Raw genomic sequence first — 12,578 nt, 5'->3', positions numbered from 1 at the left:
AATTGGAGGATACAAGTAAAAAATTACCTAAGTCCTAGAATTCACTACCTGAACTGGCTGCATAGTTTAATGGATAGAACTTCGGATTTCGGCTCCGACAGTGAGGGTTCGAGTCCTTCTGCGGTCACAAATAACCCCTATTTATAGGGGTTATTCTTTTTATATACACTTTAGGTTTTCTTTACTAATAAATAAATTAGTTAATATAATTTTTCGCAGTTCTATACCACAATTTTGGTAAAGGTTTTTAATTAGACCTAATACAAAAACCTCCCACAAAAAGAGAGACTTAAAAAACACAAATGATGAAAAAAATTACCTTTTCATTTCAAATATAATATTTTCTTTTTGAAGGGTATTGTATTACCACAAGTAGACAAAATAAATTTGATCTAAAACTCTTTAATTATGAACATCGAAATTATGAAAATCATAACTCCTATTGCAGGTGTGATTATTGGAACGTTGTTAAATACTTCAGTATTAAATTTTACAGAACAGTAAAAAGAAGAAGACTTAAAAATTATATAAAATCACAATCTGCTCTTGATAACTTAGATGAAGATTTTCAAAATAATTTTATAAAACCAAATCTTAAAGAAATATACTTTTATTTACAAACAGGCATTTCAATTAATGAAAAAAGTATTGTAAATTTAAAAAGCACAGCACCTTTGTTGAATTTAAATAAAGCTGAAAGCATTACATCAAACTTTACTTGGGCGAAATTAAATTAAAAATGGTATAATGGACTTGGTACAGGTTGTACAAAAAAATGGGTAGCTTCAACCAATAGTGTGATTAATGCTTTTTTTTATATCTTTAGTTCTTAATTAAAAAACACAAAGATTATGAAAGATTTAACTTCAACAAGTTATCCAACTGCAACGAGCACTGGAGCCCGCCGTTTTGTTGGCAAGGTTGCAATTGTGGTGGGGGCATCAGCTAATGTTGGTAGAGCACTGACCGAATTATTGGCACAAGAAGGGGCTAAGATTGTTGTTCATTATAATAGTGATTCAAAGCGAGAACAAGCCGAGGAGGTCGCATCTGTTGTACGTGGATACGGCGGTGAAGCTATTGTATTTCAGGCTGATTTAACACGTCCGGAACAAGCCACACAACTTTTTGATGCAGCGCTTGCCGAATTTGGACAGGTTGATATTCTTATCAATACAGCTGGAAAAATAATACGTAAGCCGTTAGCTGAATTTACAGAGACTGAGTTCGATGATCTCTTCAATGTTAATGCAAAAGCAGCATTTTTTCTATTGAAAGAAGCCTCACAAAAGATGGCTAATCATGGACGAGTTTTAAGTTTCGTAACAACAATGGTAGCTGCTTTCGCGCCTACGTATGCTGGATATGCAGGAAGTAAAGCTCCATTAGAGCATTTTTCGAAATCGCTTGCCAAAGAAATAGGGAACCGTGGGATAACAGTCAATTGTATTGCGCCAGGGCCACTTGATACTTCGTTTTTTTATCCTGCAGAATCAGATGAAAACATTGCATGGCTTAAATCTATGTCTATTGACGGGGGCATTGGCAACGTCCAAGATGTTACAGGTTTGGCACTCTATCTTGTATCTCCTGAAGCGCGCTGGATTACAGGTACAACAAATTACATCAATGGAGGAATTGTTTCCACTATCAATTAAATGCAAATAGATTGCAAAAAAAGGACTAAACCTAATTTTATATTGCTTTTAAAAATAATATAAAATTAGAAAGGTATATTTTCCAATGGAATGATTTCATATTTATTTTCTCAATTTATTTAATTTAAAAAAACACAAAAGTATGTCAAGAAATGATTTAAAAGACAAAGTAGCCATAGTAGGTGGTGGTGCGAAAAACCTAGGGAGATTAATTTCTTTAGATTTTGCAGGTAAAGGGGCTAAAGTAGTAGTGCACTTCAATAGTGATGCAACTAAACCAGATGCAGACAAAACAGTAGCTGATATTATCGCAGCAGGTGGAGAAGCTTTTGCAATACAAGGAGATCTAACAGTAGTAGAAAACAATACAAAATTGTTTGATGCTGCGATCGAAAAATATGGAAAAGTAGATATAGCCGTAAATACTACAGGTATGGTTATTAAGAAACCAATTGTGAACGTAACAGAAGAAGACTACGACAAAATTTTTGCTGTAAATTCAAAAGCTGCTTTCTTCTTTTTACAAGAGGCAGAAAAAAAATTGCTGATAATGGTAAGATTTGTACAATTGTTAGTTCATTGTTAGCAGCCTATACCAATGATTATGCTATCTACCCAGGAAGTAAGGCTCCTATTGAGCATTACACCCGTGCAGCTTCTAAAGAGTTTGGATCAAGAGGGATTTCGGTAACAGCTGTAGGACCGGGTCCTATGGAAACTCCATTCTTTTATGGTCAGGAAACCGATGGTTCGGCAGCTTATAACAAATCTGCAGCAGCATTAAGTAGCTTTAGTAAAACAGGACTAACAGATCCTGAAGATATCGTTCCATTAATTACATTCTTAGTAACTGATGGATGGTGGATTACTGGGCAAACTATTTTCTCAAATGGTGGTTATACAACCAGATAAGTTAGAAATATTTTAAAAATCAGCAGCCTGGAAACTGCTGATTTTTTAAGGTATCTTCTAATAATAAAAAACACAAATGAAATATCAATTAAACGTAGACCCTGAACTGGCCTTAATACTAAGAAAATATGCTGGTCAGCCTGCTCTACCCAATGGAACACCTCTCCACGAGGTATTTCGTGGTGCATTAAAACAAATGGCTCTGCAAGTAGGTGTCAATAGCACCTCTGAATTAAAAGTAGAGAACAAATTTTTCACGAACAGCGACGGGATTGAAATACAGTTAAGAGTTTTTACGCCACGAACAGCGACCAATCCAAAACCACTTCTTTATTGGATGCATGGAGGGGGAACGATCAGCGGATTACCAGAACAGGAAGACAGCACCTTATATAAACTGGCATTGGAATTAGATAGTGTTATCATTTCCGTAAACTATCGCTTGGCACCAGAAAATCCTTATCCTAAACCTTTGAATGATTGTTACGAAGGCTTGGTATATGTATCGGATAACGCAGCTGAATTTGGAATGATACAGATAAGATCGTTGTTGGAGGGGGCAGTGCCGGAGGATTACTATCTACCTCAGTAAGCCTTAGGGCCCGAAATGAAAAAGGTCCTAAAATATGTTTACAGGTACTAGCATATCCTATGCTCGACATTAGAGTTACTTCTGAAAGTAACAAAGAAATATGTAGTATAGGAGTTTGGGATAGTTGGATGAATCATTATGGTTTTCAAAGTTATCTTACCGGTGTTCCTGAAAGCGAATATAAAAAGGCAGTACCCAATTTGGTAGAAGATTTGAGTAATCTGCCCAAAGCATATATAGCTGTGGGAACAATGGATTGCTTAAGGGATGAAGGTATTGAATATGCCCAGAAATTAGCCGCCTCAGGTGTACAGGTAGAGTTGCATATTTATCCAGGTATGACACATGTATTTGATACATTGGTGCCAGATGCAAAAGTCTCTAAAGATTTTTGGGAAACAAGAATAGCAGCTATTAAAAGGGCAATTTCTTAAATAAATAAAAATAAAAAAAATAAAAGTTATGAACCAACAAAAGAATATTATTAGAAAACAGCCCAAGCATACTTTCCCTAAGAAAAAGGTTTTGTGTTTGGTTTCCAATGCAGCACAACTCCACGGAATGGAAGTTGGATTTTTTGCCGAAGAAATGACACGACCATTTTTTGATTTTATCAATGCAGGTTATGATGTAGATGTGGCTTCTCCCAATGGTGGTAAAGTAGTGTTTGATGGACACAGCAATCCCGAAAACCCTAAAGGTGCTTATCCAAACGATTTGATAAGTATTGGTTTTGTACATCACTCAACATTTGGTCAATGGATGGAAAATACCCTTCCTATTGCAGATATCAATATAGCCGATTATGATGCCGTTTGTGTATCGGGTGGTGGAGCGCCATTAATTAATTTCAAAGATGATCTTAAGCTGCATCAACTGATTGCCGATTTTTATGAAGCTGGAAAAATTACCTGTTTAATTTGCCACGGAACATCTTTGCTTTTATGGACAAAATTAAGTGATGGAAAACTCCTGGCAGATGGAAAAACCTGGACTGGGTTTGCAGATAGTGAAGAAAATATGATTAACGAAATGTTTGGAATGACGGTAAATGATTACACCATTGAAACAGAAGCTAGAAAAAACCCAAACACCAACTTTGAAGTTGCCGGAGCATTGGAACCATTTGCCATTAGAGATGGTAGGTTGATTACTGCCCAACAACAACACAGTAGCTTTCTGGCATCTCAATTAGTTATTGAGGCTTTATCAGAATAAATAAGGTCGGGTGTTTATCAGACTAAAATTAGAAATAATTTATCAGGAAAATTAACCAAAAACACAAAATTATGAATACTTACCAATCATTATTTGACAAACAAAAAGAATTTTTTTATACCGATGTTACCAAAACCTATGAGTGGCGAATAGATCAACTCAACAGGTTAGAAAAATTCTTAACCGAAAATCAAGAAACCTTTTGTCAGGCTTTGAAAACTGATTTCAATAAGCCGCCATTCGAGCAATTGTTTGAGATAACCGTTCCCTTGGGAGTAATTAAATACTTTAAAGAAAATCTGAAAGCTCTGATGGCTCCTGAACCAGTGGAGATACCAATAGGATTAGAAGAAACAGGTAACAGAGGTTTAATCTATAAAGAACCATTTGGTACAACATTAATTATAGGTCCGTTTAATGCTCCTGTTTTATTGTTATTAGACCCAGCTATTGCTGCCATTGCTGCTGGAAATCCTGTAATTTTAAAACCCGCGAATACGACCCCTACAGTTGCTAAATTATTTGCTGAGTTAATTCCCAAATATTTTGAACCAGAATCCGTATCTGTAGTAACAGGAGGGAGAGAAGAAATCACAGAACTACTTAAACTTCCTTTCGATTTTATCTTCTTTACTGGTAGCTCAGCTGTTGGAAAAGTCGTGATGCGTGCAGCTGCCGAAAATTTAACGCCTATTATCTTAGAGCTTGGGGGACAAAATCCAACGATCGTAGATGAAACGGCAAATCTAGATATTGCTGTTGACCGTGTTCTATGGGGACATATGGCTATATCTGGTCAGTGGTGTATTGCGCCAGGTTATGTATATATACACGAAAGTATTGCTGATGAATTTGTTGATAAGCTAAAAAAGGCAACAGTCAAAATGTATGGAGAAGATCCAAGTCAAAGTCCAGATTTTGCCAGAATGATAAGTGAACACGATACTGAAAGAGTTGCATCATACATCCTTCCTGAAAAAGTGGTTTTAGGAGGTCGTTTTAATGTTAAAGATAGGTATGTTGAGCCTACTATTTTATACCCGAGTACTTGGGAAGACCCCGCAATGCAGCAGGAAATTTTCGGTCCTGTATTTCCAATTCTAATATACAGTGATCTAAAAGAAACTATAGAAATCATTAAACGCAAGCCCAAATCTTTAGCTGCTTATATTTTTAGTAAAAACCAGGAGAATATTGATTATTTCCTAAATGCCGTTTCTTTTGGTGGAGGGTGTGTCAATCAGACTAACGTACACTGCTTTATAGACAGTCTCCCGTTTGGCGGCGTAGGTTATGCAGGAATGGGTAAATATTATGGAAAAGCAGGTTTCGAAGCACTAAGCAATAGAAAATCTATACTAGTAGGAAACCCTGATCTAGAACTAGATGTATTTCCTCCATATGCAGGTAAAGATATTGCTAAAAATCTAAGTATATTTGGATAAGAAAATGACACAACAAGAAGTCATTAATCGTATTAAAAAGTAACCCACAATCTTATGTATCCCAATGTTGGGCGGATTTAGGTTATGGTTAAGGAACCTTAACAAATACCTTGGTAAATAAGTTACATTTATGCAATCGATAAAAACCAGACAATAGTTATCAAATGTAATGGGCAAGCTTGCTTCTTCCTCATAAATAAATCGCTCGATATATTTTAAATGTACTGAATTTATTTTGACAAAAAGAATATCCTCAAACCACGAGGACATTTTAAAATATTAAAAAAGCCTTTCAAAATAATTGAAAGGCTTTTTAATGTAGAGAAATATATTATTTTAAAATTTCTTTATCGTAAAGTAGATTGTCGTCTTCGTCAAAGCTTATGATAAGTACTTTGTATTGTTTTGCACTGTCGTTATTATAAAATTTAATCATCGGCGGAACATAATCACTATCAAATAAATTTGGATTCCAATAGAGTGTTTCCCGGGTGTCATTTTCAATTTTCGCTGGAGAATCATCATCTAACATTTCAATAGGGAATTCTGAAGGTTTATCATAACCTTTTAGTATAGATGAGTTGTTATTTTGAGTTTCTTTTACATTATTTTTAGATTTCATATTTCCTTTCATGGTATAGATTGCAACGGCATTACCTATTAACCCTGATTCTTTAATGATTTTTACCATCGCAATATTGCTTATAGGAAGGCTTGTAATGATACTGGGATCAGTAGGTACTTCGTCCAAATATAACTTAGCCTTCTGACCACGAATGTAGGGGACATTCACACCTGAGTTATCTCTTTGAAATGTTAATCCAGCAGCTCTTCCCTGCAGCCAATCTAGTATATTGTTTGATCCTGCGGCCTGTTGGTCTTCATTTACAAAGTCAAAAATTGTAGAATTGATAGAACTAAACATTCCGGTAGAAAGTTGTTTGTCTAAGTCTTCTTTTGGATCTTTCTTTTTTCCTACTAATTTTACTTCTTCAATTTGTACATCAATATTCTCTGTTTTTTTTATGTTTTTCTGAGTGTTGATGGCTCTGGAAATTGCTGGAGAAACTTTTTTATTTTCAGCGGCTTTCACCAATTTGTATTTTGTACTTGGGAAACTGCCTTTAAATTGTGTAGGAGTTACCAGTGGTTCTATGGTAACGAATAAATTATCTGTTCCCGATTCTTTATTACTTTCTGAATTTACAAATAATGAAACATCCAGAGGCTCATTGAAGCTAAGGTTGTCTAAATAGATATATCCATTTTGATCGGTTTTGAATTGATTAATGACAGGCTCATTTTCACCTAATTTTAATACTAAATTTACATTAGTATCTTTCAGCAAAGCATTGTTTTTAAGTGGCTTTATCCTGTAAGAAAGAAATTTTTGAGAATTGGTTTTAATGACCGGTAAAGATCTGCTAAGTAAAGAGTTCCAGTCAAATCTCTTCCAGTTTTCAGAAATAAGCAGAGCATCCAAAGCTTCGCTATTGGCAGTTTTAGAAAAATATTGTGCTGGCGTGTCTATTTTTGTAGTAAAATCTCCTGTTAACCAAAGGCTACTCAGTATATTTTCTTCGTCCTGATTGTGGCTACCGTCATCCTCACTTACCAAAACAGTATAATTTTTAAAAACAGACTCTGGTGAAAGATCAATGCTGTTGAATGATCTTGGCGTTTGTTTTAAATTCTGACCGATAATCTCTGCTTTTTCAATTTTTAAATTATTGGGCTTTATAAAACAAAGTCTTTGTGCGACCAGATTGTCTTGGCCGTCAAAAATGGCTAATTGTAAAACACCGTTGTTTCCATTGTTAATTTTTGTAGGAATAAGACTTGAAGCTTCATTGGTTAACTGAGTGATATTAGCTTTATAAGCAAGATGATTATTGATGGTTCCAACGATTTTATAATTTTGGAGCTGTTGTGTTAGATTAACTCCTTTTAAGCTGTATTTAATACCTTCCTTAGAGCTGGAAACTTCCAGATTAACACCACTGCCTGCAACTTGTGGGAGATCTATGGTCTGACTTTTCCCTGTATTATCCTGAATGATGACCTGGTATTTTTTTCCTAAAACCGGAGTAATTTTAAAAGATGCAACATTTTTATCAAAAGATGTAAAGGTCGTTATAGGCACATTTGGATTTTGTATGTCTATTATTTTTCCGGTCCAGCTTTCCGGTAAAGAAGCATCGCCTGATAATCTTACGGCAAATTTTGTTGGCATACCATTAATGAAAGTTCCACCCTCCGGAAAAGCTTTAGCGGACCAATCAGAATTTTTAGAAATTTCCAACGCTTCAGTTGAATTGGGATTGTAAATAGGAATAGTTTTAACAATCTGAAAATCTTCACTAAAATTATTCATATAAGGCGTATAAGCCCTTACGAAATAAACTTGCTCAGGAAGGTCCTCTTTCAGTTTAAAATCTCCGCTGCCTTCACCATTCGTTAGAAGTATGGTTTTCCAGTCTATTAATTTTTTATCGGAATTGTACAATTCAACGAATAGAGTGGTAGACAATGCAGAACGATTATAGCCATCAAATACAAAGCTTTTAAACCATATCTTATCACCTGCTACATATTGTGATTTGTCGGTAAGTAGGTATACTTTTTCTTGTTCGTAGTTATTTTCAAGATTTGTAATTGCTTTTTCTAATTTAGTTTGTGACAATACAGGTTGTGCAATTGAAAGAAGCAATAAAAAGAATATATTTTTCATAAATATCTTAGCGCATTTTTAATCCAATGCTAAATTACTCATTTAAAGATTTCGAAAATGGATATTTGCCTTATAATTGAAAAAATTAAGAAGATTTTAATTCTTTAACACTAAATGATAATAATTGCCATATTTTCAAAATCCAGTATATCCGCAATGGTTTATGGTAAGGTTCTTATCTACTAAGCTATGTTTCTGCTGCCTTCGAAAATTCAAAATAACAACGACTTCTAATCTTTACATGAATATTTCGAGATATTAGTATGTTTTTAATCTTTATTGGCTTATAAATTGATATTAGAAATCTTATTGAATTTTTGATGACTAATGACTAGATCGATTGTAATTTTAATTATGCTTATAAGTGGTTTTTCCTTTTTAAATGCACAGGAAAAAAAAGATTCTCTTTATTATAAAATAGAAGAATTTTCAGATCAAAGAAAAGTTACCAAATTCATTCATCGTTTGATATTTCGTAGGGAAGCGGATTCAGCTTCTGTTAAATCCAGGACCGAAAAGATGCTTCAGGAGACTTACAATAAAAAATATATCAGAAAAATCCGGGTAGAGACCATCGATCCTTTTGGATATGGCTCTAAAGATAATAAAGAAAAACTCAAATGGTACGATTGGCTGATTGATCATCTTCATTCTAACACAAAAACTTCTACAGTTAATAATTATTTGCTTTTTAAGGAAGGTGAAGAATATAATGCTCAGAAACTCTACGAATCTGAACGTTTGCTGAGAACAATGCCTTTTATAAACAGAGTTAATATCAGTGTTTCTGATAGTACCTCCAGCAAAGATTCTATTGATGTTGTTGTAAAAGTTCTCGATTCCTGGAGCCTAAAACCGAGAGTCAGCTATTCAGGAAGTAAAATAGGTTTGGGGGTTACCGAAGAAAATGTATTGGGATTAGGCCATACCCTGGATTTTCTTTATAGAAATGATTCCAAGGAAAAACAAAACTATCTTTTGGGAAGCTATACAGCATATAATCTTTTTGGTTCTTATATCAATGCCCAGGTTCTGGGGGAACGTGATTTTTTTAGAAATGAGAGGATCAATTTCAATGTCAGAAGAGATTTTTTCTCACCTCTGACAAGATGGGCAGGTGGTTTTACTTTTGAATATTTTATGCGAAATGTTCTGCTTCCTATAGAAACTGATACGACTTATCCGGAAGTTCAGATCAAAGTGTTCAGTCAGGACTTATGGGGTGGTTATCAAATCCCTATTTCATCTGACCCAAGTGAAAAAGTCTCCAGCAATATTTCAGTGGTTGGGAGATTTCAAAATTATCAATACAAAGACAGTCCTGAAAGTGATCAGTATAAGTATTTTAGCTCATACAACAGTTTTCTCATGTCTATCGGATTTATTCACAGGAATTTTTCGGTTCAGAAGAATATTTTTCAATATGATCTGCCAGAGGATATTGCTTATGGTAATTCGGTAAATTTTACTGCAGGAGGTTTATCAAGAAGTAATGATGTTAAACCCTATGTGGGAATTTCAGGATCTTATGGTCAATTTACAAAGTTGGGTTATTTCAATTTGAAAGCTGAGTTTGGAAGATTTTTTAATGAAGATGACCAAAATCGCGAATCTTTCCGATTGGATGGAACTTATTTTACCCATCTTATGGATTGGAAATTTGCTAAAGTAAGACATTTCTTTTCTCCGACTCTGGCATTGGGAAATCCACAACACAATTATACTTATAAAGACAGAATTAATCTTTCTTCTGCAGATGAATTTCCTGTTTATAATTCAGATTATATAGGAACTAAAAAATTGGTTTTAAGATATCAACTTCAACTGTTTATTAATAAAACGTGGAAGAACTTTCATTTCAGTCCGTATTTAACTGCAGCAGTCGGTTGGTTAGGGATGCCTGATGATAAACTCCTGAAAACAAATGCAAACACAAAAATAGGAATTGGTGTCTTAATTAATAATCCATTTCTCGTTTTCAATAGGATCCAGATTTCTTTTACCTATTATCCCCGTGTTCCTTTCGATAATAATTCGGTTTTTGATTTTAATAGTAATAGAAACAACCTTCTGCCAATCAACAATTTTGGAACAGACATTCCTCATTTTGTGAATTTTGGAAATTGATAAGAATGTTTTGACTTATCTAAGATCTATATCAAAGAAGCCTGCACGAGGTTTTATTGATTGGATAGATAATTTGTAAATTGCTGATTCAGGAGTTCACATTCATGTTGCAATATTCCTGATTCAATTGTAGGTTTTTTACCCCATTTTGGAATGATTTCAGTCTCCAGGATTTTAAACTCCGAAGATTGTACTGCAGATAATGTACCTCCTTCTCGAATAGCTGTAGCCATTTGGATCAATCCGGGCAGATGCTTGTCACTGTGAATACCCAACTGATGCTCAAATGCAATGGCTCCCGCCTCCACAGTAGCGGCACTGGTTTGTATCAATCCATAACCACCTTTTGAAAGCTGTTCCATCCACAATTGGTCATATTTTGATGCGGTACCATCATGATCACTTTGCTGGCTGGTTAATGGAGTCAGCATGAAACGGTTTCTCATTGCCGGACCATGCAGCAGAGTGAGTGGTTTAAATAGATCAGAAACAGACATTTTGTTTGAATTTTTAAGGTTTTAAATATGTAAATTTTGTCTGTTGCAAAGATGATTTATTAATCATTCGTAAGAAATGGATGATTTTTATTTTATAATGGATATTTTTTAATCTAACCATCTTTATTGAAATTTGCCAGAAATCAGTTAACGGAAAGTACTCAGCTTGATGAGCGAGTTAGGTTAGTTAAATACTTGACAATAGTGTTCGGGTCAATACGTTTGAAATATTTTTTAATAAGAAGAAACTTCTTTTAGTGATTGGCGTAACGTTTTTTGATAATGTGCAGGGGACATTCCTGTCCATCGTTTGAATGCACGTATAAATGCACTTAATTCATTATAACCTAGCATAATGGATATTTCAGTTACTTGAAAAGAATCATTTTTAAGATACATTAAAGCCAGGTTTTTACGCGCTTCATCAGCAAGCTGCTGAAAATTAATTTCTTCAATTTTTAATTTACGCTGAAGAGTTCGTGTACTGAGGTTGAAGTTACCTGCGAGATCTTCCAGGGTAATCATTTTCAGATAAGAGTTTGCACGTATATAATTGTACACACGGTCTTTAAATAATGGCTCGGTAATAACATTATTTTGCCAAATACCTGATTGGCTGAGCAGAAGTTTTTGATGTTCGTGATTGGCAGTTATAATTCTTTCATCCCAATAAGACAGATCAAATGAAATCTGGTTGATTTTTGCATTGTCCTGAGGTTTGCAACGTAGAACACGCTCATATTCGTCAGGATTCTCCAATGGTCTGGCAAAGCTGACGGAGCTGGGATAAAGCTTTTTAAATAATAATCCATTAAGTTCATGTATCACCAAAACCATTAAAAGATCGACTATTTGTATGTCGACAATGTTCTTATGCCAAGAAGGGTTGAGAGGGATAAAAGCTATAGAGAAATGATGATCATCCTTGAAAATACTAAGTTCGACTGACGTTGTGATCAAGCGGGTAAGTGGAGCAGCATTCATCAGTGCTTCACCTACAGTTTTGCTTGTTTTGATAATTTCTCCTACTATTCCAAGAGCCTGCAACTGTAAGGATTCTCCAAGATGAAGGCCAAACATATTATCCTTGGTCATGGTAACTGCATTAATCCATAGATTATCAATTTGTTTGGGGCTAAGTGGCTTTTTTGAATTGGTCAGTTCCTTTAGAGTGATGTTTGAAGAAAGGAGTAGCTGATCCACAGAAATATCTCGCTGAACTGTGTAGCTGATTAATTTTGAGCAGAAATTTTTAGATTGGTCTTCCATGGTAGATCACTATAGTATGCTAAAATATTAATATTCTGGCAGGTGAGCGTAAAGTTTGGCGGGAAATGATCATTAAATGTCGTTTTGGGGTACTTCAGATTTCAGGTAAAGCGGCGAACTTTGACCCAG

7 protein-coding genes, 1 tRNA gene and 2 pseudogenes are annotated in these 12,578 nt (G+C 34.8%); 7 read left to right on the top strand and 3 right to left on the bottom strand.

Annotated features, from left to right (window positions below; genetic code table 11):
• Positions 1-55 precede the first annotated feature (55 nt).
• From NG806_RS07485 to NG806_RS07460, 6 genes and pseudogenes are all read left to right on the top strand, one after another.
• Positions 56-127, top strand: a tRNA-Arg gene (locus NG806_RS07485).
• 724 nt (positions 128-851) lie between these two features.
• Complete coding sequence (locus tag NG806_RS07480) at positions 852-1,658, top strand: SDR family oxidoreductase (RefSeq protein WP_214831445.1); 807 nt, start codon at positions 852-854, stop codon at positions 1,656-1,658.
• Between the two features lie 142 nt (positions 1,659-1,800).
• Positions 1,801-2,570 (top strand): annotated as a pseudogene (locus NG806_RS23045) (SDR family oxidoreductase).
• A gap of 298 nt (positions 2,571-2,868) precedes the next feature.
• Positions 2,869-3,596, top strand: a pseudogene (locus NG806_RS07470) (alpha/beta hydrolase); the annotation flags it as partial.
• Between the two features lie 28 nt (positions 3,597-3,624).
• Entirely contained in the window at positions 3,625-4,380 is a 756-nt protein-coding gene (locus NG806_RS07465; protein ID WP_261512558.1) for a type 1 glutamine amidotransferase domain-containing protein, read from the top strand.
• A 71-nt stretch (positions 4,381-4,451) separates the two neighbouring features.
• Positions 4,452-5,825: an aldehyde dehydrogenase family protein gene (locus tag NG806_RS07460; RefSeq protein ID WP_261512556.1), complete on the top strand. Its 1,374-nt coding sequence runs from the start codon at positions 4,452-4,454 to the stop codon at positions 5,823-5,825.
• Positions 5,826-6,156: 331 nt separating this feature from the next.
• Here the strand turns inward: NG806_RS07460 and NG806_RS07455 are convergent, their stop codons facing one another.
• Positions 6,157-8,556: a hypothetical protein gene (locus tag NG806_RS07455; protein ID WP_261512555.1), complete on the bottom strand. Its 2,400-nt coding sequence runs from the start codon at positions 8,554-8,556 to the stop codon at positions 6,157-6,159.
• Between the two features lie 327 nt (positions 8,557-8,883).
• On the opposite strand from NG806_RS07455, the gene NG806_RS07450 reads away from it, so the two are divergent.
• Positions 8,884-10,683: a POTRA domain-containing protein gene (locus NG806_RS07450; protein ID WP_261512554.1), complete on the top strand. Its 1,800-nt coding sequence runs from the start codon at positions 8,884-8,886 to the stop codon at positions 10,681-10,683.
• A gap of 53 nt (positions 10,684-10,736) precedes the next feature.
• On the opposite strand, the gene NG806_RS07445 is transcribed toward NG806_RS07450, so the two are convergent.
• Both NG806_RS07445 and NG806_RS07440 read right to left on the bottom strand, forming a co-directional pair.
• Positions 10,737-11,180, bottom strand: a complete 444-nt coding sequence (locus NG806_RS07445) for an oxidoreductase (protein WP_261512553.1) — start codon at positions 11,178-11,180, stop codon at positions 10,737-10,739.
• Between the two features lie 234 nt (positions 11,181-11,414).
• Positions 11,415-12,449, bottom strand: coding sequence for an AraC family transcriptional regulator (locus NG806_RS07440; RefSeq protein ID WP_261512552.1), 1,035 nt, complete (start codon positions 12,447-12,449; stop codon positions 11,415-11,417).
• Between the last annotated feature and the right edge of the window lie 129 nt (positions 12,450-12,578).

The sequence above is a fragment of the Chryseobacterium paludis genome, from assembly GCF_025403485.1.
GTDB classification, from domain to species: Bacteria; Bacteroidota; Bacteroidia; order Flavobacteriales; family Weeksellaceae; genus Chryseobacterium; species Chryseobacterium paludis.
This window is presented reverse-complemented; position numbering and strand designations above follow the sequence as displayed.